Source organism: Xanthomonas sp. NCPPB 1638 (assembly GCF_041475635.2).
In the GTDB taxonomy this organism is placed as follows: domain Bacteria; phylum Pseudomonadota; class Gammaproteobacteria; order Xanthomonadales; family Xanthomonadaceae; genus Xanthomonas; species Xanthomonas cucurbitae.
The window spans coordinates 3,309,624-3,333,616 of sequence record NZ_CM192984.1 but is presented as its reverse complement, the minus strand read 5'-3'; the positions used below and the strand labels follow the sequence as shown (position 1 = coordinate 3,333,616).

At 62.6% G+C, this 23,993-nt stretch carries 21 protein-coding genes and 5 pseudogenes; 16 read left to right on the top strand and 10 right to left on the bottom strand.

Going from position 1 to position 23,993, the window contains the following annotated elements; translation table 11 throughout:
- The first annotated feature begins 157 nt into the window (after window positions 1-157).
- The 6 genes and pseudogenes from ACCQ13_RS14355 (at window position 158) to ACCQ13_RS14330 (ending at window position 2,943) form a co-directional block, all read left to right on the top strand.
- Entirely contained in the window at window positions 158-736 is a 579-nt protein-coding gene (locus tag ACCQ13_RS14355) for a hypothetical protein (protein ID WP_167526929.1), read from the top strand.
- Window positions 737-792: 56 nt separating this feature from the next.
- A pseudogene (cobO, locus tag ACCQ13_RS14350) lies at window positions 793-1,325 on the top strand (cob(I)yrinic acid a,c-diamide adenosyltransferase).
- A gap of 62 nt (window positions 1,326-1,387) precedes the next feature.
- Window positions 1,388-1,552: a hypothetical protein gene (locus ACCQ13_RS14345; protein ID WP_158251442.1), complete on the top strand. Its 165-nt coding sequence runs from the start codon at window positions 1,388-1,390 to the stop codon at window positions 1,550-1,552.
- Window positions 1,540-1,926, top strand: coding sequence for a bifunctional adenosylcobinamide kinase/adenosylcobinamide-phosphate guanylyltransferase (locus ACCQ13_RS14340; protein ID WP_167526928.1), 387 nt, complete (start codon window positions 1,540-1,542; stop codon window positions 1,924-1,926). Before ACCQ13_RS14345 ends, ACCQ13_RS14340 begins: the two co-directional genes overlap by 13 nt.
- A complete protein-coding gene (locus ACCQ13_RS14335; protein ID WP_146090316.1) occupies window positions 1,812-2,060 on the top strand; it encodes a nicotinate-nucleotide--dimethylbenzimidazole phosphoribosyltransferase in 249 nt (82 codons plus the stop codon). The genes ACCQ13_RS14340 and ACCQ13_RS14335 overlap by 115 nt, the downstream gene beginning before the upstream one ends.
- Window positions 2,035-2,943 carry an AraC family transcriptional regulator gene (locus ACCQ13_RS14330; RefSeq protein WP_159407388.1) on the top strand — a complete coding sequence of 303 codons (909 nt, stop codon included), beginning with the start codon at window positions 2,035-2,037 and terminating at the stop codon, window positions 2,941-2,943. The genes ACCQ13_RS14335 and ACCQ13_RS14330 overlap by 26 nt, the downstream gene beginning before the upstream one ends.
- A gap of 47 nt (window positions 2,944-2,990) precedes the next feature.
- Here the strand turns inward: ACCQ13_RS14330 and ACCQ13_RS14325 are convergent, their stop codons facing one another.
- The 7 genes from ACCQ13_RS14325 to ACCQ13_RS14295 form a co-directional block, all read right to left on the bottom strand.
- Complete coding sequence (locus ACCQ13_RS14325; RefSeq protein ID WP_159407387.1) at window positions 2,991-4,187, bottom strand: type III PLP-dependent enzyme; 1,197 nt, start codon at window positions 4,185-4,187, stop codon at window positions 2,991-2,993.
- Window positions 4,184-5,953 carry an IucA/IucC family protein gene (locus ACCQ13_RS14320; protein WP_104603108.1) on the bottom strand — a complete coding sequence of 590 codons (1,770 nt, stop codon included), beginning with the start codon at window positions 5,951-5,953 and terminating at the stop codon, window positions 4,184-4,186. Before ACCQ13_RS14320 ends, ACCQ13_RS14325 begins: the two co-directional genes overlap by 4 nt.
- Window positions 5,931-7,115 carry an MFS transporter gene (locus ACCQ13_RS14315; RefSeq protein WP_104603109.1) on the bottom strand — a complete coding sequence of 395 codons (1,185 nt, stop codon included), beginning with the start codon at window positions 7,113-7,115 and terminating at the stop codon, window positions 5,931-5,933. The genes ACCQ13_RS14320 and ACCQ13_RS14315 overlap by 23 nt, the downstream gene beginning before the upstream one ends.
- The gene (locus tag ACCQ13_RS14310) at window positions 7,112-8,914 is read right to left on the bottom strand and encodes an IucA/IucC family protein (RefSeq protein WP_104603110.1); all 1,803 of its coding nucleotides are present in this window, start codon (window positions 8,912-8,914) and stop codon (window positions 7,112-7,114) included. The genes ACCQ13_RS14315 and ACCQ13_RS14310 overlap by 4 nt, the downstream gene beginning before the upstream one ends.
- Window positions 8,911-10,137, bottom strand: coding sequence for an ATP-grasp domain-containing protein (locus ACCQ13_RS14305; RefSeq protein WP_167526927.1), 1,227 nt, complete (start codon window positions 10,135-10,137; stop codon window positions 8,911-8,913). The genes ACCQ13_RS14310 and ACCQ13_RS14305 overlap by 4 nt, the downstream gene beginning before the upstream one ends.
- Before the next feature lie 322 nt (window positions 10,138-10,459).
- On the bottom strand, window positions 10,460-12,592 hold the full coding sequence (locus ACCQ13_RS14300) for a TonB-dependent receptor family protein (protein WP_159407386.1): 2,133 nt from the start codon (window positions 12,590-12,592) through the stop codon (window positions 10,460-10,462).
- A complete protein-coding gene (locus ACCQ13_RS14295; protein ID WP_159407385.1) occupies window positions 12,593-13,354 on the bottom strand; it encodes an HpcH/HpaI aldolase family protein in 762 nt (253 codons plus the stop codon).
- A gap of 358 nt (window positions 13,355-13,712) precedes the next feature.
- Here ACCQ13_RS14295 and ACCQ13_RS14290 point away from each other — a divergent pair.
- Window positions 13,713-14,108 (top strand): annotated as a pseudogene (locus ACCQ13_RS14290) (hypothetical protein); the annotation flags it as partial.
- A 13-nt stretch (window positions 14,109-14,121) separates the two neighbouring features.
- Here ACCQ13_RS14290 and ACCQ13_RS14285 read toward each other — a convergent pair.
- Entirely contained in the window at window positions 14,122-15,240 is a 1,119-nt protein-coding gene (locus ACCQ13_RS14285) for an ISL3 family transposase (protein WP_159406496.1), read from the bottom strand.
- A 253-nt stretch (window positions 15,241-15,493) separates the two neighbouring features.
- On the opposite strand from ACCQ13_RS14285, the pseudogene ACCQ13_RS14280 reads away from it, so the two are divergent.
- Window positions 15,494-15,694, top strand: a pseudogene (locus tag ACCQ13_RS14280) (hypothetical protein); the annotation flags it as partial.
- On the opposite strand, the gene ACCQ13_RS14275 reads toward ACCQ13_RS14280, so the two are convergent.
- Window positions 15,667-16,617 carry an IS30 family transposase gene (locus ACCQ13_RS14275; RefSeq protein ID WP_159407000.1) on the bottom strand — a complete coding sequence of 317 codons (951 nt, stop codon included), beginning with the start codon at window positions 16,615-16,617 and terminating at the stop codon, window positions 15,667-15,669. The pseudogene ACCQ13_RS14280 and the gene ACCQ13_RS14275 overlap by 28 nt on opposite strands.
- A gap of 541 nt (window positions 16,618-17,158) precedes the next feature.
- On the opposite strand from ACCQ13_RS14275, the gene ACCQ13_RS14270 reads away from it, so the two are divergent.
- Window positions 17,159-17,956: a hypothetical protein gene (locus tag ACCQ13_RS14270; protein ID WP_223214338.1), complete on the top strand. Its 798-nt coding sequence runs from the start codon at window positions 17,159-17,161 to the stop codon at window positions 17,954-17,956.
- A 177-nt stretch (window positions 17,957-18,133) separates the two neighbouring features.
- Here ACCQ13_RS14270 and ACCQ13_RS14265 read toward each other — a convergent pair whose 3' ends face one another.
- Window positions 18,134-18,418 (bottom strand): hypothetical protein, encoded by a 285-nt coding sequence (locus ACCQ13_RS14265; protein ID WP_159407383.1) that lies wholly within the window; start codon window positions 18,416-18,418, stop codon window positions 18,134-18,136.
- 213 nt (window positions 18,419-18,631) lie between these two features.
- Here ACCQ13_RS14265 and ACCQ13_RS14260 point away from each other — a divergent pair, with 213 nt between their 5' ends.
- The 7 genes and pseudogenes from ACCQ13_RS14260 to ACCQ13_RS14230 all read left to right on the top strand — a co-directional run bounded on the left by ACCQ13_RS14260 (window position 18,632) and on the right by ACCQ13_RS14230 (window position 23,960).
- Window positions 18,632-19,210, top strand: coding sequence for a hypothetical protein (locus ACCQ13_RS14260; RefSeq protein WP_274391964.1), 579 nt, complete (start codon window positions 18,632-18,634; stop codon window positions 19,208-19,210).
- Window positions 19,207-19,899: pseudogene (locus ACCQ13_RS14255) on the top strand (DUF6792 domain-containing protein); the annotation flags it as partial. The gene ACCQ13_RS14260 and the pseudogene ACCQ13_RS14255, both read left to right, overlap by 4 nt.
- A gap of 156 nt (window positions 19,900-20,055) precedes the next feature.
- Window positions 20,056-20,634, top strand: a complete 579-nt coding sequence (locus ACCQ13_RS14250) for a hypothetical protein (RefSeq protein WP_223214336.1) — start codon at window positions 20,056-20,058, stop codon at window positions 20,632-20,634.
- Window positions 20,631-21,278 (top strand): annotated as a pseudogene (locus tag ACCQ13_RS14245) (Tle-like phospholipase domain-containing protein); the annotation flags it as partial. The gene ACCQ13_RS14250 and the pseudogene ACCQ13_RS14245, both read left to right, overlap by 4 nt.
- A 197-nt stretch (window positions 21,279-21,475) precedes the next feature.
- Entirely contained in the window at window positions 21,476-22,054 is a 579-nt protein-coding gene (locus ACCQ13_RS14240) for a hypothetical protein (RefSeq protein WP_159408000.1), read from the top strand.
- A complete protein-coding gene (locus ACCQ13_RS14235) occupies window positions 22,051-23,361 on the top strand; it encodes a Tle-like phospholipase domain-containing protein (RefSeq protein ID WP_159407380.1) in 1,311 nt (436 codons plus the stop codon). Before ACCQ13_RS14240 ends, ACCQ13_RS14235 begins: the two co-directional genes overlap by 4 nt.
- Window positions 23,362-23,390: 29 nt before the next feature.
- On the top strand, window positions 23,391-23,960 hold the full coding sequence (locus ACCQ13_RS14230; protein WP_159407379.1) for a relaxation protein: 570 nt from the start codon (window positions 23,391-23,393) through the stop codon (window positions 23,958-23,960).
- Window positions 23,961-23,993: the final 33 nt, after the last annotated feature.

The window sequence follows — 23,993 nt, the reverse complement described above, 5'->3', positions numbered from 1 at the left end:
GGCACGCGGCCGGTATCGACCGGCCGCAGAGAAGCGCATAGGTGTCTGGAAGCGACACCGCGCATTGCACGCCAGGGTTGCTTCGCATTACGCGCACAGACGCGGTGATCCTGTTTGCGCCTGCTGCACGTTGTTTGCCATCCTTTGAACACTACCGATGATCCCGCTCTCCCGCCCCGCCCAGCGCCACCTGATCATCGCCCTGATGCTGGCGATGACGGCAAGCCGCTTCCATCATGTCGGCGCTTGGCTGCAATTGCCGGATGCCTCGATGGCGGTGTTCTTTCTCGCTGGTGCATTGCTGCGCCCGGTGTGGATGCTGCCCTTGCTGTTGGGGTTGGTATCGGCGCTGGACCTGATTGGCCTGGCCTCCGGCAGCATCAGCGACTGGTGCCTGTCGCCGGCGTATTGGACGTTGGCGCTGGCCCATGCCGTGCTGTGGCTGGGTGGTCGGCTGTCTGCCACGCCGCTGCAACGCGATGCTTGGCTGGATCTGCCGCGTCTGCTCGGTGTGTTGTTGCTCAGCGGCAGCGTGGCCTACCTGCTGTCCGAGGGAGGCTTCTATTCCCTTTCCGGCCGTTATCCGCAGGTCACGCTCGGCGGCTTCCTGGCCCGCGTGTCGGCGGACTACCCGCGCGCGCTCGGTACCCTGGCCGGCGACGTCGGCATCGCTTTCGCAGTGCTTGCCGCAGGGCGCAGCCTTGCCGCACGTCCACTGATGGGAGAACGCGCATGACCACCCCCGTGCACGACGATGCGCATTAGCGCTAACGCGCGCAACGCAAGAAGGAACTGGTGGACCGGCGCATCGCGCGCGCAGTGATCGACCGCGGCGTATTGCTGGTCAATACCGGCAACGGCAAGGGCAAGAGTTCGTCCGGCTTCGGCATGCTGGCGCGCTCGCTGGGGCATGGCCTGTACTGCGGCGTGGTGCAGTTCATCAAGGGCACGTTTTCAATGGGTGAAGAGGCATTCTTTCGCCGTTTTCCCGACCTGCTCGATTAGCACGTAATGGGCAAAGGCTTCACCTGGGAAACCCAGGACCGCAACGTGGACATCGCCGCCGCGCAGGCGGCATGCTGGCCGATGCGCGCTACGACTTCGTGCTGTTGGACGAACTCACTATCGCCTTGGTGAAGGACTATGTTGCGTTGGACGAGGTGCTGGCCGCAGTGACCGCGCGTCCGCCGGGGCAGCATGTGGTCATCACCGGACGCGGAGCGCCTGCCGAGTTGATCGAGGTGGCAGACACGGTCACCGAGATGCGGCTGGTCAAGCATGCCTTCAACGCCGGCATCAAGGCGCAGCTCGGCATCGAGCTGTAGGCATGCGTGCGTGCGCTGCCCGGTGATGTGCTGACGTGTGGCATGACCTTGGGTCGCGCCCGATGCTGCTGCTGATGACCACCGCGGCGATGCTGCAGGCGCTGCCGGTAGATATCGCCGCGCTGCGCAAGGCCACGTTCGAGCGCCTGGCCGATGCGGTGCACACGCATCCGGAGACCGCCGCCTTGAGGCGGCTCACCTGCAAGGACCCGCCATGCGGCACTTGATCCTGGGAGGCGCCCGTTCCGGCAAGAGCGCACTGGCCGAACGCCTGGCCGCGGGCGCTCTCGCCGCCGGTACGGCCGCCGAGGTGGCCTACATCGCCACCGCGCAGGCCTTCAACGCGGAAATGCAGCAGCGCATTGCGCATCACCGTAGCCGGCGCCCGGCGCACTGGCAGTGCGTGGAAGAACCCATTGCCCTGGCCGCCACCCTGCAGGCGCTGGCGGCGCCGCGGCGCTGCGTGCTGGTGGATTGCTTGACCCTGTGGCTGACCAACCTGCTGGGCCACCCGGATGCAGATGCCTTCGCGCGCGAGCGCGCGGCGCTGCTGGCCACGGCGTGGCGGCCGATGGCGTGTCGGCGTTTCCGCAGGCGGTGACCGGTGAGATGGTGCGCAACTTCGTCCGTGGCCTCGAATGCGCAAGATCGGGACCGCGCACGTCGACCAATCCGGCGATGCTGATGCCGTCGCCAGGGAGCCATCATCATGCAAGCAGCAGACTCATCCGTTAGCGGTTGGCAGCGCGGTGTGGAGCGCGTGGTTGCGCATTTGCAGACTGTCGTGCGCAGTGGCGCGGCACTGCCGGATCTGGCCGAATTGGCCGCCATCGCGCATCAGTCGCCGTATCACTTTCATCGGGTCTATCGCGCGCTCACCGGTGAGCCGGTGGGGCAGACGGTTGCGCGGCTGCGGTTGAGCCAGGCACTGCATCTGCTGGGGCGCGGCGATGCATCGGTGACCGAGGTCGCGCTGGCGGTGGGCTACCAGACCCCGCAGGCCTTGGCGCGTGCCTGCCGCAATGCCTTGCAGGCCAGCCCCAGCGTCTTGCGTGCAAGCCCGGCGCTACGTGCCAGCAAATTGCAGCAGCTGTCCGCACCGCCGTCGGGCGCGCGCGTCGCATCGGCACCGCTGGCGGTCAGCGTGCAGACGCTGGAGCCGTTCGAGCTGGTGGTGCTGCGCAAGCGTGGGGCATTCGACGATCTGGATCGCGGCTTCGGCCAGATCGTGGCCTGGGCCGCGCGCGCCGGCGTCGTCGATCATCTGCAGTGCCTGGTCGGGCTACCGCTGAGCGATCATCGTGATGTGCCGGCGCATGCGCACCTGTTCGAGTGCGGCGTCGGTTTCGCCACATCCGCCTTCGCCACCCCCGCAGCGCCCTTGCAGCTGCGCCATCTCAATGGCGGCCTGCACGCGGTGCTGCGTCAGGTAGGTTCCTATGCGGGGCTGGAGGACGCGCTGGATTGCATGTTGGCCTTCTGGCTGCCAGGTAGTGGCTATGTGCTGCGCGAGGCGCCCGTGCATTACCTGTTCCTGGATGACCCGGAAGAAACACCTGAAGCGACTCTGCGCGCCGATATCCGGATACCGGTGGCCACGGGTGATAGCCACCTCTGAGACAGCAGTTGTGCAATGGACAGTGCAGATGCATGCGATCGAGTCGCTCAGCCATCGACCGGCAAGAACACCATCTGTGGTGGCGGGTGCATCAGGAACTGCTGGTGCGAAATATTCCACGCATAGGCGCCGGCCAACGGGAAGGCCAGGCAATCGCCGGGGGCGAGCGCGGCCACCGGTTGCTGGCGCGCCAGCACGTCCTTGGGCGTGCACAGTTGGCCGACCAGGGTCACCGGCGTGTCGCTGATGACTGGTGCGCGGGGGCCGCGCAACACGCGAAAGGGGTGGTCGTGGGCCTGCGCGGCCGGAGTGCGGAAATGGTGGGTGCCGCCACGGGCAATGGCGAACCACTGGCCGTGGCTGCGCTTGATGTCCAGCACTTCCATCAGGTACCAGCCGCAGCTGGCGCTGACATAGCGGCCCGGTTCCAGCCGCAGGCGTAGTTCGCTGCCGTGCTCGCGCAGCAGCCCCGGCAACCCGGCGCAGAAGCCGGCCCAGTCGAACGAGGCCTCCGGCGCCAGGTAGTCCACGCCGAACCCACCGCCGGCGTTCACCCGCAACGGCCCGAGCGCGTAGGCCTGTCGCCACTGCTGCACGGTGCGCAGATAGGCGCCGATCAACTGCAGCTGCGCACCGGCATCGCGCTGGTGCGACATCAGGTGGAAATGGAAGCCCTGCAACCGCAGCGACGGGCTGATGCGCAACAGCTGCATGGCCGCATCCATATCCTGCGGGTCCAGGCCGAATGGCGAGGGCTGGCCGCCCATCATCAGCCGCGTGCTCTGCGCCCCAGGCACGGCGATATTCATGCGCAGGAACACCGGCACGCAGCGGTCGGCCTGCGCCGCGATGGCGTCCAGGCGCTGCAGTTCGCCGATGCTTTCCACATGCATGCTGCAGTCGGGCAGGGCAGTGGCCTGGGCCAGCTCGCTGTCCAGTTTACCTGGCCCGCCGAACAGCAATGGCGCCTGCGGTTGCTGCGCGTGCAACCAGGCCAGTTCGCCACCGGAGGCGGCTTCGAAGCCATCCACATGCGCGGCGAGCGTGCGCAGGATGGGCGCCTGCGCATTGGCCTTGGCCGCGTAGAACAGGTCGCAGTGGCCAGGCAGTTGCGCGCGCATCCAGGCGGCGTGCGCGTCCAGAGCGGCCAGATCGTAGACATAGGCGCACAGCGGGCCGTCGCTGTCGGCACGCAGCCGTGGCAATGCGCGCATCACCGCAGTGGTGTCGATGCGCAGGCTCATGCGGCCACCCGACGCGCGATGGCGAGCGCCGCAATGGGGTTGGGCAGTGCGGTGTAATCGGCCTGGCGGTCGGCGCGTTGCAGCAGGCGCGTGCCAAGATTGTTCTTGCCCGGCAGCGGCGCGCCATCGATCAGCCCCTGCAGCGCTGGTTGTGCGCCGTGACGCTGCTGCCAACGTATCGCCATCTCCCCCACGCAGTGCCACAGGCGCGTTTCCAGCACCGCATCGCTCTCGCTCAGGTGGAAGATCGCCTCGGCCAGGTTGTTGACCAGTGCGCAATACGCCACCCGGTTCCAACCTTGTTCCGGCGTGTAGTACAGCGATTGCCGTGCGCGTTCGCCCACACCCTGCAGGCGCGCTTCCGGCCAATGGTGGGCGAGCAGCTTGGTGCCTTCCAGATCGCGGATCCACACGCGCGTGGGCCAGCCGTCGGCAAACCCGATCACGGTGTTCTGCAGGTGCGGCTCCAGTGCAATGCCATGCTGGAACAGTGCGCTCCAGACGCCGTCCAGCAACAGCCCTGCGTAGGCGCGGAACCACCGCACGGTGCGGGTATGCCGATCCATCCGTGGGCCGGCCAGCGCCTGCAGGCGTGCGGCACACACACTGTTGCCCTGCGCATCGCAGGTGAACAGGGCGGCGGCCACTTGCGGCTGCCAGCGTGCGCGCTGCGCGGCGGGAATGGTCTTGCGATACAGAATGCCGAAACTCTCCGACAGCGCGCGCGCCGCCAGCGGGTCGGCATCGTGCAGGGCGCGATCCACCTGCGCCACCTCCAGCGAGGTGGCTGCCGGTTCCAGCATCACATCGAAGCCCGGCACCTGCGCCGCCAACGCGCGCCAGCTCGGCGCCAGCAGCTCGGTGAGGGCGACTGCGCTTTCCAGTTCGTACCAGGCGTTCTTGCGCACGCAGTTGGTCAGCCGCACATGCACCGAACATTTGAGGAAGTAGTCCAGCTGCGGGTGATACAGCGTGCGCACTGAGGAGGTGGGCCATAGCAGCTCGCCGCAAGGCCCCACCGGTTCGATCAACCCGCGCGATTGCAGCGTGCGCAGCAGCGGGTCGTCGAGCAGCCGTTGTGCTTCCCACGGGTGGCAGGGGTAGAGCGCGTCGGTGCCGCTGAGTTGCCGCAGGCTGGCGCGGACATCGGCGCCCTGTGTCCGCAGCAGGCGCGGGTCGATGCGAAACCAGAACAACGGGAATGCCGCACGCGCTTCCGGTGCGCATGCCAGGACCTGTTCGAGCGCGACACCTTCGCGGCTCTTCGGTGTGGGATGCAATGCATGGCCCCACAGCAGCGACTGTTCGGCGTCGATCATCGCCTCGCCGGTCGGTGCTCGGTACTGCGCCTGACGCAGGGCCGCGGTGGTGATCGCCACGCTGTTGGCACTCTGCGCAAGCAGTTCCGGGTTGACCGCGTGCGTACTGCCCAGCGATTGCAGCAGGCAACGCGCCAGTGCAGGCGCATCCAGGCTACGCCACGGCTGGCCGGTGGCCTTGAGGAAGGGCGTGGACGCGAAGCGGCAGCGCCCCAGGCGGTCGGCATAGGCGATGCGGACGCAGAGCGTGCCGGTCTCGCCCAGGTCGATGCGCAGCCAGCGCTGCTCGGCCACGCGTGGGCCGGGGCGATCCAGCCCGCGGTAGTCGAAGTCGGCGGTGCGACGCGGAATGGCGAACTCGCGCAGGTAGCAGTTCAGCCAGCAGGTGCAGGCCTGCGCGTCGGCCATGGTGGTGTACCAGGGGTCATGCATCGTGTGCGGGGACATCGGCAGGTCTCCTTGAAGGAAAGCGCACCAGAACGGTGAGTGCAGCAGCGGCCGCAGCCAGCGCAGCGGCAAGAAAGGGGACGGCATTCCCGGCGGCCTGGGTCAGCGCACCCGCAGCGGCGCCAGCGAGCACGCCGGCCCATTTGCCGCAGGCATCGAAGCGGCCGAACAGGCGCCCGGCGCCATGCCCGCTGGCCACCAGCGCCAGGCTGCGATTGAGCCCGCGCAGGGCGGCCAGCATACCGACGCCGAACAACAGGCGCGCGCCGGCCAGTGCGATGGGATCGTGCAGCACCGCCTGCCACACGCAGGCCAGCGCGAACAGTGCCAGGCCGGGGACCAGCCACCGCTCGCCATCGCCGCGCCGCCACCATGGCAGCACCACTAGGTAGACCAGGTGCGGCAGGCTGTAGAGCAGCCCGGCCAGTGCATCGTGTCCAGCGCCGCGCGCCAGTGCGTAGGGAATGAAGTATGGGAACGTCACCACCATCGCGAAGCAGAACAGGAACTGCGCGAGCAGCAGCGCAGGCCAGAGCGACAGAGTCGCTGGTGCTGCATGCGCGGGCGGCATGCTGGTCGTATCCACAGTGGCAGCGGCAACCGGCCGCAGCGGTGGCGGGTCGGCCGGCAGCCGCCAGGTCAGCGCGAACGCGATCAGCGGCAATAGCGCCAGCGCGCGGTACAGCGACTGCGCCGGGCCCAGTGCCAGCGCAAGCCCCAGCAACGCAGGTGCGCTGACCATGGCCAGCCGTGCGGAATACTGCGTCCAGTCCAATGCGCGTGCCAGCGGGCCGGCCTGCGGTTGGCTGGCCAGGTACGCGTTGGCCGCCGCCAGCGAGCCGCCGCAGGCGCCTTGCACGACCAGACCAACCACCAGCCAGGTCAGCGTGGGCGCGAAGCCGGCGATGGCAAAACCCAGCGCCAACCCCAGCTGTGCGCGTAGCAACGAGCGTTTGCGCCCGTAGCGATCGGCCAGCCGCCCCCAGCTGCTGGCAGTCAGTGCCGTGCACAGCGTCGGCAGTACATACAGTACGCCGCTCCAGCCCACTGCGGCGCCCGGCGCCAGATCGGCCAGCACCTGCGGCAGGAATAGCGGCATACCCAGTGCGGTGAAGGCCGCCAGGTAGTGTGCTGCCAGCACCGGGCCTAAAACACGCCTCATTGGCGTGCTCCGGCCTGTCGGCGCGGCGATGGCGGCGCACTGGCGAACGCGGTGCCGAAGGGATTGGGCGCGCTGTCGCCGTAGAACTTGTTGATGTCGGCCGCGCCGGTGAGCTGCTTGCTGAGCAGGCTGCCGGCGCTGAGCAGGTATTTCACCGGCAGCCGGGGCGCGGCCAGCAGGCGATATGCGGGCGCGGTGTCGATGCCTTCGGCGTCCAGCTGCGCCAGGGTCTGCAGCAATTGCTGCTGCAGCTGCGCAAGCAATGCCGCGCGCAACTCGGGCTGCCATTCGGCCAGGCCGTCCAGCACCGCCTGCAAATCCAGTTGCAGCACGATGGTGCAGAACATCTGTGCCAGCGCCTGCGCATCGTTCACGGCGATACGTGCATCGTGCAGCGGGCCCAGCGCGTCAATCAGCGGCAGCTGCGCGCGCAACTGCGGCATGGCGATGCGCGCGGCGTCGTTGTCCTTCATCAGCAGCCGGGTGGGCCGGCCAGGGGCATACACCAGCACGCTGTTCTGTTGATTGGCCTCCAGTGCAATGCCGTAGCGCAACCACAGCCGCAGATGCACGGCCAGCAGGAGCTCGGTGTAGTCGCGCCACCAGGCGTGGATGTCGCCTTGCGTAAACCGCTTGGCCAGATGGACCGCCATCGGCCGGCCATCGGGCAGCAGGGCGCACAGCGCCGCCACCGGCACCAGCGTGGTGTCCTCCAGCGGCGGGTACCGGCGCAGCAGATAGGCCAGATGCCGCGCCTGGCCGACATGCCCGCCATGCGATTCGTCCACGAAAACGCAGCGGCCGCGCAGCGCCGCATCGTGCGCATCGATCAGCCGCAAGGCGCGTTCCAGCCAGTGGCCGTCGTACAAGGTGGAAGGTTTGATGAGACGCAGATTCAACGCGCCCAGCGTGCGCATCGGGATCGGCAGCTTCAGATGCAACTGCGGGTGCTGCAGCGGCACCAAGGTGCGCACCGACAGGCCAGGGCGCACCTGCAACCAGGGCTGCGGTGCGCGCACAGCGCCGGCAGGTAGGTCGAAGCCGGGTTGCTCCAGGCGCTCCCACACCAGCGGGTGCACCGGCCACAGCCCGTGGGTGGCGGCAAGCGCGGGCGGCAAGCCCACGTCGGCGAATGTCGGCCACAGGTCTATCGGCGGTGGGCTGGTGCAGCTGAGCTGTGTCTGCGGCAGCGCCAGCCAGCGCAGCGCGAAACTGGGCGCAAATTCCGGCGCGTAGTCGCGCAATTCGGCAGGCTCCAGCCCGGCCTTGGCGCGTGCAGTGGGGTAGAACGGATGGTCGCGGTAGCTGGCCAGCTGATCGCAGCGATAGGCACGCTCGGCGGCATCGGTGTAGTGCAGTGCCTCGGCCAGTGCCGGTGCCTGCGCGGCATACGCCTGCCGTGCCAGGGCACGGTGGCTTGCAGCGCAATCGGCCTCGTCGGCGTAGGCCTGGTGCAGGCGCTGGGTGTCCGCATCGAGGCCGTTGGCCATGCGGTGCAGCCATGCCCGGGTGCCTTGCTCGAGTTGGGCAGCGCCCGCGCCCTGCACCAGCCAACGGTCGTCGCAGGCGCTGATGGCCTGCAGCAGGCCGCGGCGGCGGATGGGCAGCCACAGCGTGCCGTCGGGCAGATGCGCAATCTTCCACCAGCCATCGCCCGGGACGGCTCCAGGCCACTGCGCCAGAACATCCGCATCGGGGAATGCCGGGCCACCATGGCTGACGATCGCGCGCAGGTCTTCGCGCAGGCAGGCATCGATGATGCGCGTAGCGATATAGCGTTGGTCCATGGCACGGCTCATGCGCGCAGCTCCGGATGCTCGATCCGCCAGTGCAGGCCGGCTTCGGCCTGCACCACCGCCTGTTGCAGCGCCTGCGCATCGCTGGCCAGTGCGCTCAGTACGCCCAGGTAATCCTTGTTGGAATGGCTCAGCTGGATGCGCTCGCCCGGTGCGCGCATGCGCCGGTACTGCAGATCGCAGCGCGCATCGCGGTGCTGGCGGTCTTCGCTGGCGGCGATCAGCTCGCCGTCGTGCTCGGCCAGGTAATAGCGCAACAGTGCATGCGTACGCGCGCTATGCAACTGCGGCAGCGGCTGGCCCAGATGCGGTGCCAGCGCGGCCGCGAACCACTGCTGGCCGAACATGGCATCGAGCAGGAATTCGCGGCGGTCGCCGATGCTGCGGTAGTTGATCTCCACCAGCACCGGGCCGGTGGCGGTGAGGATGAATTCGCTATGGCACAGTCCGAAGTTCACACCGAAGCTGCGCAATTGCTGCAAGGCCTGCGCGATCACCGGTGTGTGCACATCACCATCCCACTGCGCTTCGCATTCGACAAAATGCGGCGGCGGCGACAGCCGCACCTTGAACCCGCCGATGGGCTGCAGCGTGTGTCCGTCGCCCAGTGTTTCCAGGGTGAACAGCGGCCCGTGCAGCATGCCTTCCAGCAGCACCGTGCGCTGCGGATGCCGCTGCCAGACATCGTCCAGATAGGCCTGCAACTGGGCCGCATCGGTGCAGTGGCGTACGTCCAGGCTGGCCACGCCTTCGCGCGGTTTGGCCACCACCGGCCATGGAATCTGTGCCGGCAGCGTGGCGCCGGGTGCCAGGGTGCAGAACCACGGGCAGGGCAGCCCACGCGCGCGCAGGCGCTGCCGCATCGCGGCCTTGTTCTTGGCGGCGTAGCACACCTGCCAATCCTTGCCAGGCAGCCCCAGGCCGGCCGCCACCAACGCGGTGCTGGTCTGTAGATGGTCGCTATTGCTGAAGACCGCACGCGGCGCTACATCGGCATCGTGCAGTACGTCCAGCACGCCCAGTGGATTGAAGACATCGCATTCGATCACCCGCTGCGGCGCATGCGCCGGATGGTCGCGGTAATAGGCAAGGTGATCGAGTCGATGGTCGGTCAGCAGCCAGACCGGGATGCTTTGTGCCTGGGCGACGGGCACAAAGCCGTCGGTGATGGCCGGGTGGCAGACGTGGCTCAGGATCACCAGTGGTGCGTGGGGGACAGCGTTCATGGCAGCTCTCGTTCGACAGGGACGGTGGAAGAACCGGTACTGAAACGGGCTGCCTGGCGCCGCCAAGGGCGTTGGGTGGCCTGCGATGCAGCGATCGCAATGCCGCGTGCTGCGTGCACGCGGTCTGTTTCCAGGGCGATCGCAGACCGATCGCCGTCGCCATCAGGCGCGACCGATGCCCCTGTCCATCGGTCGTGTATTGCATCTGCATTGGATCTGCAGCGTGATTTCTCAAGCGGCTCAGCAGGCGTGAATCAGATCGGCATGGCGGCGCCATCCATCGACAGTTCGACCCACGGCACCGCCGTTGGCTTGTTGTCTGCTAAAACGTGTACTCCAGGCCAGCGGTGAACGTGCGGGCCGGTGCGGCCTGGCGGCCCCACGGGCTGGTGTCCACGCCACGGAACCAGTACTGCCGGTCGAACAGGTTGTTGATCGCCAACGATGCGCTGAATTTCTGTCCATCGCGTTCGAACAGCGCGTGGCTCAGCTGCGTGTTCCAGACCATGTAGGCCGGCAGCTGGCCGACCGAGACGATGGCATTCTCCTGCACGGTATTGGCAGCATCGCTGAAGGCCTTGCTGAAGTAATAGCCCGACAACGCGACCGTGGTGTGACCAAGCGCGTAATTGCCGCCCAGGGTGATCTGGTTACGCGAGGTGAAGGGCACGCGGAAGCCACGGAACGCACCCGATTCCTGGCTGGCATCCAGATACGCATAGCCGGCGTTGAGGGTGAGCGCGCGCAGGTTCTCCGGGCTCCATTGCAGTTCCACCTCGCCGCCCTGGTGGCGGGTCTTGCCCAGGTTGCGGAACACGCGGGTGGTGTTGTCCAGCTGGATCTGCTGATCGAAGTCGATCAGGTAGGCGCCGACCTGGATGCGGGTGCGGTCGTTGGGCTGGTAGCGCGTGCCGGCTTCGTAATTCCACGCCAGCTCGGCGTCCAGGTTGTTGCCGAAGATGATCTGGGTGACCTGCGGCGCACGCATCGAACGCTGCCCGTCGGCATAGAAGAACCACTGGTCATTGGCCTGGAAGCCCAGCGTCAGGCCCGGCAGCACGTCGCGGGTCTGGTTGAGCGTGCGCACGCCGGTGGCGCGGTTGAAGTAGCGCGAATCCAGGCGCTCGTAGCGCAGCCCGGGAGTGATGGTCAGGCGCTCGTCCGGCAGGGTGATGGCATTGCTGACATAGGCCGCCAGTGCGCGGTCTTCGAACTGCCAGTCGCGCACGGTGGTGAACAGGCCATCACGCAGGCGCAGGTTGCCGACCAGGAAATCGATGTCCTCACGCACCGCGCGTACGCCGGCGGTCCATTGCTGGCGCACGCCGCCGTCAGTGCCCATGTTCCACGTCAGTCGCGGCTCGCTGCCAACCACGCGAAAGTCGCGCGGCGCGGTCTGGCGCAGTTGCGGCGGCAGGTCCGAGCGCCAGGTTTCGGTAGCGGCCTGGCGCATGCCGACGACGAAGTTGCGGCTGCTGCGCGCGCTGAAGTTGGTCCACTCCAACCGCAGGTCCTGCAGCGGGCCCCAATCGCCCAGCAGCTGTTCGTAGCTCAGCGACGCGCGCGTGGTGCGGCCATTGAAGCTGTCCAGCGGGCGGGTGGACTGGCGCGGATCGCGCCGGTAGTCGGCCGGGCTGAGCGCGCCGGCCAGATCCATGTCCACCAGATAGCGCTGCACGCTGGCCTTCAACAACTTGGTGTCGTCCAGCCACCACTCCGCGCGCACGCGCAGGTTGCTGATGTCGGTATCGCTGTGCGCGCGCCAGTACTCGCCCCAGGTGCGGTTGGCATCGACCTGCATGCCGAAGTTATCGGTCAGATAGCCGCCGCTGCTGAGTGCGCTGTCCTGCAGGAACTGGCCCTGGCCGCCGGCGGTAACCTTGTGCGCCAGCGTGGTGCTCCATTCGCTGGGGATCTCCTTGCTGACCAGGTTGATCACCCCGCCGACATTGTTCGGCCCGTACTGCACCGCCGCGCCGCCGCGCACGATATCGATGCGGTCGATCTGGTTCAGCTCCACCGGAAACAGCGACAGGCTGGTTTGCCCGTACGGTGCCAATGCCAGCGGAATGCCGTCTTCCAGCACCTGCACGCGGCCGCTGCGGCTTTCGTACAGGCCGCGCAACATGAGTTGCGGGAGCGCGCCGGTGCCGGTTTCGTCGAAGATCTTGATGCCGGGCACGCGTTGCAGCGCATCGTCCAGCGAACGATTGCCGCCATTGCGCAATTGCGCGCGGTCGATCACCTGGCGGCTACCGGCGTAGCGCTGCACATCATCGGGCTTGGAGCGGCCGAGCAGGCTGCCTTGCACCTGGATGGCGTCCAGCGCACGGATGGGGGTCTGGCCTTCGGCGGTGTCGGTCGCCTGTGTATCGGCGGCCAGCAACTGCAATGGCAGGCTCAGGCTGGCCGCCAGAATGGCCAGGCTCAGCGCTTGGAAACGGAAGGTGGGCATCTACGGCGTGCTCCTGCAGGCGGGTAGGGAAGTGGGTGTGTCGAAGGTGGCCAGATGGCCGCGCAGTGCGCGTTGGATCAGGGCGCGGTCTTCGCCGGCGAGCAGCCAGCGCAGCTCCGGCTGCTGCAGCCAATGCGCGCGTTGCGCATCGGTGCGGGGATTGGGGCAGAACGGCACATCGGCCGCGCGGCACTGCGCATGCAGTTGCAGCAGTAATTCCCACACCTGCGCATGCGTGGGCTGCGGGCCCAGGCCAAGGTCCAGCGCCAGATCCAACGCGCCCTCCATCACCAGCGCCACGCCCGGCACGGCCAGGATCTGCGCCAGCGCGGCAATGCCGGCTGCGCTTTCGATCATCGGCACGATGCGGATATCGCGATTGGCCTGGGCGATATAGGTCGGCAAATCGACATTGCCGAAGCCGGTGACACGGCCGCCAGTGATGCCACGCCGGCCCAGCGGCGGAAAGCGCGCGGCGGCGACGGCCTGCGCTACCTGCTCGGCCGATTCGGCGCGTGGCACCACGATGCCGCACGCGCCGGCATCCAGCACGCGTCCGATCAATTTTTCGTCCACCTCCGGCACCCGCACCCAGGCCTCGCAACCGGACAGCTCGCAGGCGCGAACGGCGTGTTCGAGTTCATCGGGCGCCCGCAGCACATGCTCCAGGTCGAGCACCACGAAACCATAGCCGATGCGTCCCAGCAGTTCGCACAGCTGCACGCTGGGCAATGCATTGAGGACGCCAACCGCAAATGTCATGGAAGAGGCCGCCAGGGTAATGGGCGCCCATCCTGCTCTTGATGGGAATGATTATCAAGTGTGTTTATGGTCTTTTTGAGTAACCAGGGGAGTTGGACCTGCTCGCCCGGGCCCGAATATGCGGAAAGTCATCCCGCACCGTTGGCGTCTTGCCGCCCGTACTCGATTGGATCAGCAGCACTGGCCTTGCGCCAATAGAAGTGTTGTTGCTGCCCAGGCAAGGACGTAGCCTAGCGGAAACAAGGCGTTATCGGCCACTTACACCATGTATCGCACTTCAGCCACGCTGCTATGCATCTCCCTGGCCGCATTGCTGTGCGCTTGCAGGGCAAAGGAGACCACCGCGCAATCCGAGGACGTGCACGCCCGCGATGCTGACGGCGATCCGATCTATCGGAAGAACCCGCATCCGAAGCAGGCCTATCGGATCACCATGACCATCGAGGATGCGCCGGGGCCGTTTGGGTCAGTGTCAGGTACGGCATTTTATGACATGACGAATCGCGATGAATGTGCGCCGTTCGACCCTGCGTTGGGGATGTCGACAAAGCCGAAGGAAGATGCAATACCTGTTACTTTTCATAGGGTCGACGATACGGCTTACATGGCGATGGTTTATACGGATGGCATGGTCGATGCTGACTACTATGGCAAGGGAATCTGCAACTGGGAATTTGGAGGTATTGGCGTTTCCTTAAAGGCGACAGGTAGTAGTGCGGAGACAGCTTTTGCGCCTAGTCTAGAAAAGAAATATGGGTCTTCGCGGATCACTGTGGGTGCAATCGAGCATTTTCGGGTAGCGCGGGCAGGAAGCTGGCGATGATCTTGAGCCTCAGGAACTCCTCGTCGCGATAGCCGTAGGCGCTGCGCTGGATGACCCGGATCTTGTTGTTGAGCCCTTCCACCAGGCCGAGGCTGACCTTGTTCTCCGGCCTGCAGTACGCCGCGATGCCGTCCCAGTGCCGCTCGATCATCCCCACGAACGTCTGGTAGGGCACAAGCCGCTGCCAGCGCAGACTCTGCTTCCAGCGCTCGAAGAACTCCCGTGCACCTCGCTCGGTGCGGTAGCTCCACAGCTGCCCGAAGGACTCTTTCAGCAGGTACGCCGTGTTCAGACGTTTGTTGGCCGCCAGCAACTTGGCGAGCGCCTTTCGACCGTCCAGGGTAAGGTTTTCGCGATTGCTCAGCAGGGTGTAACGCTGGCCCTTGATGTAACTGCGATCCTGGCCTTGAAGGCGCTTGTACTCGTCGCGCCGCACCTGATCGAGCGCGTCGGACAGGTGGCGCATGATGTGGAATTTGTCGAACACGATGCTGGCGTTGGGCGCGTTCTTGCCCACCGAGTTGCGAAACGGCCGCCACATGTCCATCACCGCCACGTCGATGCCGGCGCTACGTTTTGGGCCCAATTCGGCGAAGAACTGGTCGATGTCCGCCTCGGTGCGCCCACTGCCGCCGAACCAGATCGGTCGGCCGCGCTCCAGATCGCTGACCACAACGCGGTAGTCATGGCCCTTGTGGATCGCGATCTCGTCGATGCCGATGGCGCGCGGCGCCGGCGTCCCCGCCCGGCGCACCTGCTCGGCCATGTACAGCTTGGACAGCTCCTTGACCGTGCTGTCGTGCAGGCGCTCCAGCTCAGCCACGGCCTTGTGCGTCATGCTCCGGCACAGATTGCCCACATGCAGGGCGAATCGCTCGGTGTAGCGCGGATTCTTGGCCAGCCAGTCCAGCCGCTCTACGTGCACGCCGCCGCACCCCGGGCAATCGACCCGCCAGCGCTCGAACTCCACGAACAGCATCCAGCCGGCCGCCCGCAAGTCGCGGGCGCGGCACAGGCGCTTGTCGTAGCGGCTGCGACACCGATGGCCACAGTTGGAACACACGGCCGTTTTTTTCGGCGCCGCAAGGTCACGATCCGCGCCTTCGGGGCGCCGAACACGCCCTTGAGCGTGGACTCCGCCGCGAAGCCAGGGAAGGAAAACAACTCACTCAGCCGACGGCCCGTTTTCATGCAGAACACCGCGTCAAGAAGTCAGCACAGGATGTACCACCTTCTGGGACGGTGGAAAGGGCCTGTTTCCAAGGCTCAACGCAGATTCAGGGGCCTCAAGGCACCCACACGAATCCGCGATGAGCCAGAAATATTTTGATGAGTCCAGTCAAAAAACAACTTTTTTTTGGTTGGGAGGTTATCCAAAAAGTAAGTTTGAAGGTTACGTCGACTTCGGTGAGGAACTTGCTGAGAAATACGCAGAGCCGAATCGGAGTAACTTATTTCGTATAACTCTCAATGCGGAGAGGGGGGGGGTTCACTCACGAAGTGCAAGGGTATCGTAGTTGAAAAAGACCTCGGCTGGAGTGAGATAGCTCAATCGTTTTCTGGGTCGGTTGTTGAGTGAATGTTCAACCTGCTGCAGCTCTTGCGCCGTGATGGTGCTGAAGTCACGACTGCGCGGAAAATACTGCCGGAGCAGTCCGTTGAGATTCTCATTGCAGCCGCGTTGCCAAGGGGCATGTGGGTCGGCAAAGTACACCTTGGTCGATAGCCGGTCCTCGATGCGGGCATCCTGGGCGAACTCGCTACCGCGATCGCAGGTCAGCGTCAGCACCTTATCGCGCACACGCCATAGGCGCGCGCAAATGACCTCGGCAACAGCATCGGCGGTGCCGTCAGGACTCCAGCCCAGACGCACATAGCCACTGCTGCGTTCGACATGCGTCACCAGCACGCCAGTGCCGCGCGATGGGCGGACCGTATCCAATTCCCAATGGCCTAACTGCGCACGTGAGGCCACATGCGCGGGGCGTTGGTGAATGGATTTGCGCTCTTCAAATCGCTTGGCACGGCCACGCCCATAAGGACGCCGCCGTGTTGGCAGGCGTAGCAAATGCCGTAACCGGTGACGCTTGAGATAGCGATACACACTGGCCACCCCTACCATCGGTTGACCCAGCAAACGCGCACGGCCGTGGATCTGCGCAGGGCTACATTTTTCGGCCAGCCCGGCCAGCAATGCAGCCTGCATCGGCCCGTCCATCTGCGCGTGGCTACTGCCTTGACTGCGACGCTGGCGGGCGGTGCGGTGCGCCTGCTGGGCACGGTACGTTCCACTACTGGCATTACGATTGCGCGCGCGCTCGCGGCCAATCGTACTGGCATGACGGCCGAGCTGACGGGCGATGTCCGCATTGGAGACAGAGAGATCACACCCCCAGGCAATCTGGTACCGTTCGTCCTGGGTCAGGTGTCGATAGCGCATGTGCAACTCCACTTGGTCGTGTAGGGGCTCAGGCTACGACACCTGGCCCGCTACGTTATAGGACTGTTGCACTTCGCGGGCGAATCCACCCTGTCTTCTGGACTTGGACAGCGACGCAGTTGTCACGAAGTGGCCCGAGCCAAGGACATTGAAAAAATGGGTTGATAACATCTACGAAAAGGGCCGCTCTCAAATCCTCCACGGCAACCACGTGGACCGGCTCAAGTCCTTTGCGGAAACGCGCCAAGTTGCACAGCAGTTGTGTGGGATCACGCTTCGGATTGCACTGGAACGCTTGAGTTCTTACGATGGTGCGGATGAGCCAAGAGCGTTCCAATCAATGTCGGGCGTAGGATAGCCCCCCATCCCTACCGGCTGCGCCCATAGCCCTCAGCAACGCCATTTTGCGGTATTCAGCTCCTGGGGCATGGTATAGGGCACCACTGACGGAAAGGCCGTCAGCGCTTGCGTCTGTAACAATATTAGTCTACAACGACCGGGCAGGGGGAAATTGTCATGCATTTGTATGGAGATAAATGAAATGAAACTGCTGAGGGGATTCTTGTTGTTGTTTTTGGTGATTTCATCTCAGGCGTCGGCTCAATCACCAAAGATAAAAGCAATAATGCCATTTGATGAAGTGGTTGCCACTGCGGGGATTGAGAATGGCCTAAGGGCCGTTCTCAATGGTCAATATGCTACTTTCAAGGAAAACTTTGACGAGGTCGGTAATCCCACTCAGCTGAAAGACGGTGGTATTTTGATCGACGGATGGAAAAAGGGGAGGCCGGCGACCGATGCAGCTGCTTTCGTCTATTACCCCGATGGTCGAGTTTATGCCGCCTATTACACAGCCACTGGGGGTCGCATTCGGTATTTTAGCTCCGACAATGGAAAAATCCACATTGCAATTCAAGCCTGGGCCAAGCGTTTCGCGCCTCAATTTGAAGTTGAGGGTAAAGCGACGTCCTCTTTCTCGGGCTCGCGCAATTTGGTACCAGCGAGCGCCGCAGATCCTAATGCAGCAGAACAAGCCGAAATGCGTAAGGTCGCCGCCTCCATTTGGGGGCAGTCACTTGCGGATGGTTGGGATATGAATGCGGCAGTTGGCGATATTCTCGGGACTGTCACCAAAGAGATTGTGGAGTGTTCTGAGGCGTATAGTTTAGTTCCGAAGCCGGTAGGTTGGATTCCTGGGTGGTCTTATGTCGCCAAGACCGCACTTCAAATCGTCACTTATGTAGCTGGCGTGCACAAAGACCGACGCTATAAAGTGTGCGTTGATTCAGCGGCACTTAACTGGCGAACCCCGATCGAAGCGGCCTCGCTAGGAATTTAGGCTTTAAAATGTTTGAATTGCTTGCTCAAATCGCTGATGTTATTTCAGGCTGTTTCGGGCAAGCAAATAGTCGCCATGCTTGGCGTTATCTACTGATATCGCTGGTTATAGTCGTATTTGGCTGTCTGTATCTTTTGCTTTGAAAAGGTGCGTCAGTGGCAAGCTGACGCACCTTCTCTAAGTTAAATCCGCTCGCGCTTTTATTCGATTTTGTTTTTGAGTCACCTTGCCTTCTTTGCTCCATCCAAAGCACTGGGTGTGACCGTGGGACAGACCCAAGCGCAGCGGACAAAGATGGTCGCACGCCTCTGTTCCGCGCACGATCATTTGAGATGGAATGATTGCTTTTAATTCACGGCGCAGATTCCATAATTCGCGATAAAGATGGGAAGCTTGCCCATTAGAAAACCTTGTCGTGGCGAGATTCGCACTGTCACCCCAATTTAGTGGGGGCGAATCCACCCCCGCAATCCGTTGTCTATCACGTTCATGCTGAGCGATGGCTATCGGCTGAATTCCGTCCCTTGCGAATCTTGTTGAGGTGGCTATAAAAACGGCGTAGGCTCGGATGTCAAGCATTTATTGGCCAAGTCAATCGTGTATCGCACCTCCACCGCACTGCTATGCATCTCCCTGGCCGCATTGCTGTGCGCTTGCGGAGCAAAGGAGACCACCATGCAATCCAAGGACGTACAGGCCCGCGACGCCGACGGCGATCCGATCTATCGGAAGAACCCGCATCCGAAGCAGGCCTATCGGATCACCATGACCATCGAGCATGCGCCGGGGCCGTTTGGTTTCGTGGATGGCGCGGCTTTTTATCAGATGACTAATCATACGCTTTGCACCCCGATAGAGCCGATTGCCGGGGTCTGGTCCAAGCAAAAAGAAAATAGTGTTCCTGCAGTCTTCAAAAAAATCGATGCCACGACCTATGTGGCGACGATCTTTGCAGATGGCATGATTGATGCAGATTATTATGGAAAGGGTGTGTGTCACTGGGAGTTGACAGGGGTCGGCATGTCGCTGAAAGCAAGTGGAAGACATGAGGAGACTGACTTTGCGCCTAGCTTGGAGAAACAGCAGATCCTGCAGTCGGCCTCAAAGAAAACCTACTTTTGGAAAGGCGGCTATCCGAGAAGTGGTGTCGATGACTTTCCAGATACAGGCATGCCATCTGCCGAGAGTTACGCTGAGCCCAATCGAAGAAATCTGTTTGTTGTAACTCTCGAGGCGGAGAAGGTGGCCCCATGAGCCTGACCAGTCAGGAATACGCTGCGCTTGCGTATGATGCATATCAAAAGCCAGATAAGGTGGGGCCGACAAGCCCTATCGTAGATATCGGTGGTATTGCTTTCAGACGTCTGGACTATGTAGACAGGCCGTCAGGCTACCAGGGCGTGATTTACGAAAGGGTCGATACCAGGGAAATGGTGGTTGTCCACCGAGGAAGCGAGTTCGATCGTCAGCCCATCCTGGACGGCGCACTGGCCGACGGTGGAATGGTCGCAACCCGTCACAATGCACAGGTAGCGGACGACATTGCATTTACCCGGGGCGCCTTGGAATATGCAGAGCAGAAGCATGTCAGTACCGGCTTGCCAACACCCGATGTGACGGTTGCAGGCCACTCGCTTGGTGGTAATTTGGCGCAAGTGATTGCACATCACTTCAAGCTCAAGGGGCAGACCTTCGACGCCTACGGCGCGGTCAGTCTGGATCGGCGGATCCCGGAGGGCGGCGGCGACGTAATCAATCACGTCATGGCCGGCGATGCAGTCAGGGCCGCCAGCCGAAGTCACGGGCGCGTGGAGATCTATGCTGCGTCGCAGGAGAACGCCACGCTGAAGCGTGCTAATCACACCAGCAATAAGAAGGTGCTGGATGCTCGCAATCCGTTGTCCATCACGTTCATGCTGAGCGATGGCTATCGGCTGAATTCCGTCCCTGGCGAATCTTGTTGAGGTGGCTATAAAAACGGCGTAGGCTCGGAGATGAAGCATTTATTGGCCAAATCAATCGTGTATCGCACCTCCACTGCACTGCTATGCATCTCCCTGGCCGCATTGCTGTGCGCTTGCGGGGCAAAGGAGACCACTATGCAATCCAAGGACGTACAGGCCCATGACGCCGACGGTGATCCGATCTATCGGAAGAATCCGCAGCCTATGCAGGCCTATCGGATCACCATGACCATCGAAGATGCGCCGGGGCCGTTTGGTTTCGTGGATGGCGCGGCTTTTTATCAGATGACTAATCATACGCTGTGCACCCCGATTGAGCCGATAGCCGGGGTCTGGTCCAAGCAAAAAGAAGATAGTGTTCCTGCAGTCTTCAAAAAAATCGATGCAACGACCTATGTGGCCACGATTTTTGCAGATGGCATGATTGACGCCAATTATTATGGAAAGGGCGTGTGCCATTGGGAGTTGACCGGGGTCGGAATTTCTTTAAAGGCGAGTGGTAAGAAAGAGGAAACCAACTTCTCGCCTAGCCTGGAAAAAGATCAGATTGTTAGTTTAGGCGAAAAGACGACTTATTTTTGGAAGGGTGGCTACCCAAGAGACGAGTTGGAAGACTTTCCAGATACTGGGGAAGGCGACCCTGCTAAGTTCAAGGATGAGTTGCGTGGAGAGTTGTTTAAGGTGACCTTGTCTGCCAGTAGGGAAGTGCCGTGACTCTAACTGACAAAGATTATGCAGCGCTCGCAAATGACTCTTATAATAGGCCTGATATGGTTGGATTAAAGAGTCCTGTTGTTTCAATTGGAGAGGGTCGATATCAGCGTCTCGAGTACATGAATCGCCCTTCGGGATATCAGGGTGTCGTCTATCAGAACGTGGATACTAAGGAGGTAGTCGTCGCCCATCGCGGCACCGAGCCTGATCGAGAGCTTTTAAAGGATGGGGTTTACGCTGACGGCGGCATGGTGCTGACGCGTCACAATGCCCAGGCCGCCGATGCCATCGAGCTGACACAACGGGCGATCGAGCTGGCGGAGCGTCAAGAAAAACGTGATGGACTGAAGCGCGAGGTCACTGTCACCGGGCATTCCCTCGGCGGTGGCCTGACCCAGTTCACCGCTCACCATTTCGGACTGAAAGGACAGACGTTCAACGCCTATGGAGCGACCAGCCTGGATCGTCGGATTCCCGAAGGTGGCAACGAGGTCATCAATCACGTCATGGCCGGTGATGTGGTCAGCGCTGCAAGCTGGAATTGTGGGCGCGTGGAGATCTATGTTGCGTCGCGGGAAAACGCCACGCTGAAGCTTGCTGATCACACCAACGATAAGAAGGTGCTTGATGCTTGCAATCCGTTGTCTATTGCGTTCATGTTGGCGATGGCGACCGGCTGGATTCGGTCCCTGGCGAATCCTGTTGAGGCAGCTATGAAAACGGCGTAGGCTCGGAAATGAAGCATTTATTGGTCAAATCAATCGTGTATCGCACCTCCACCGCACTGCTATGCATCTCCCTGGCCGCATTGCTGTGCGCTTGCGGAGCAAAGGAGACCACCATGCACTCCCAAAGCGTACAGGCCCGCGACGCCGACGGCGATCCGATCTATCGGCAGAACCCGCACCCGAAGCAGGCCTATCGGATCACCATGACCATCGAGAATGCGCCGGGGCCGTTTGGATCAGTGTCAGGTACGGCATTTTATGACATGACGAATCGCGATGAATGTGCGCCGTTCGACCCTGCGTTGGGGATGTCGACAAAGCCGAAGGAAGACGGAATTCCAATGGATTTCCAAAGAGTAGGTGACAATACATACGTTGCGATTGTTTATTCTGATGGGATGTTGGATGCGGATTATTATGGGAAAGGGATTTGTCGTTGGGATTTTGGTGGTGTAGGTGTTTCGCTCAAGGCGACCGGCAAGAGGGGTGAGACGGACTTTATGCCAAGTCTGGACAAGAAAGATTTTTTCGCTTCTAAAACAGTGGATACTTTTTTTTGGGCTGGCGGATATCCTAAGGAAGATGTAGCTGACTATCCAGATACAGGCCTTCCTAGCATTCAGGCGTTTAAGGAAGAGTTACGCGACGAACTTTTCAAGGTTACCCTGTGCTCGATAAAGGAATCGCCATGAATTTTACTGGCCAGCAATATGCAGCGCTTGCTCGCGATGTTTATGATGAGCCGCGTAATACTGGGGAAGGAAGTCAAGTTGTCGATATTGGTGGGGTTCCTTATCAGCGGTTAGCATATATGGACCGTCCATCTGGTTATCAGGGCATCATTTACCAAAGGAAGGATACAGGTGAAATAGTTGTTGCCCATCGCGGCACCGAGCCTGATCGAGAGCTTTTAAAAGATGGGGTTTACGCTGACGGCGGCATGGTTTTGACGCGTCATAATCTCCAGGCCGCGGATGCGATCGAATTGACGCAACGGGCGATCGAGCTGGCGGAGCGTCAAGAAAAACGTGATGGACTGAGGCGCGAGGTCACTGTGACCGGGCATTCCCTCGGCGGTGGCCTGACCCAGGTCACCGCTCACCATTTCGGACTGAAAGGACAGACGTTCAACGCCTATGGAGCGACCAGCCTGGATCGTCGGATTCCCGAAGGCGGCAACGAGGTCATCAATCACGTCATGGCCGGTGATGTGGTCAGCGCCGCCAGCCGGCATTACGGGCGCGTGGAGATCTACGCTACGCCGCAGGAGATCGCCACGCTGAAGAGGGCCGATTACGCCAACGATACTCAAGTACTGGATGCGCGCCTTCCGTTGTCTGCGGCAGCCAAACTGGGCGATTCGCACCTGATGCATAACTTTCTCCCGGTCGATGCGGATGGCAAGCCGGATCGGTCCGTGTTGGAAGACCCCGCAGCACGGCAACTTGCACAGCAGTACGCGCCGATGATCGGGAAGTATCGCGATGACGTGGAAACGCTGCGGGCGGGCGTGACGCTGTACTCGCGCGGAATTCCTGGACTTGTCCACGATGGGATCGATCACCTGCGCGGCCCGTTGGAGCCAGGGGCCGGGCGTCGTGAAATGGATGCGCCCAGCTGGGGGCAGCAGATGCAGCAATTCCAGCAGGACCGCGAGCGCAGCCATGCGCCGCAAACGTGGCAAGTGCCGCTCAAGCAGGACACACAGGATGTGCGTGCGGCATCGTCGACACAGGGCAGGCCGCCAGCATTGCAGGACGACCCGGGCGCGTTTCTGGACCGCATGTTGGCCGCCGCACGCAGCGGCGACCGTGATGAGTTTCGTCAGATGACACAGGTGCTGGCCAATGAGCCACCTGGCCGCGCATTGCGCGCCGAGGCCGTCGAAACGGTGAACCAGCAGGAACAGCAGGCAGTCCAGCAAGCGATGCAAGCGCAGCGGCAACAGGCCGAGCTGCAACAGCAGGAAACCATGCGCGTCGGCGCGCGCAGCCTGTAGGCGTCATCACCAGGAAGGCCGGACATACAATGAATGCACAGAACCCGATGGAGCTGGTCAGCAAGACCGCTGCCTTGATGGAGCAGTTCGAGCGTCGATGCGCCGAATTGGAACAACTGCAACGCCATCTTGCGCAGCAGTTGGAGCAAGTGGCCCAGTCGCTGCCAACCGTGGTCACCCGTTCGGCCGAGCAGACGCTGCAGCGCGTGCCCGACACCTTGATTCGAAGCATCCAGCAAGGGTTGGATCAACCTGTCGCCGGCTTCGAGAAGCGGCTACAGCAAGCCGGTGGCTTGATCGGCGAAGGCGCGCAGTCGCTGTCCGATCAACTCAAGCGGATCGAGCGCGGGCAGCGCCTGCTGCTGTGGAAAGGCGCTGCGGTTGTCCTGGGAAGTCTGCTGCTGTTGCTGGGCGGTGGTGGATGGTTGTTGAGCCAGTACCGCCAGGAGATCCGCGACAATCAGTTGCGTGCGGAGTTGCTGCGCGCCTACAACGCGGCGGACGTGACCCTGTGCGAGGGCCGCCTATGCGCGAATGTCGAAACCAAAGGCGCCGCTTACGGTGAAAGGCGTCAGTATCGGCCTGTCAAGCCACGCTGATGTTGGCGGTAGCAACTGCGTTGCCTGTGGCTT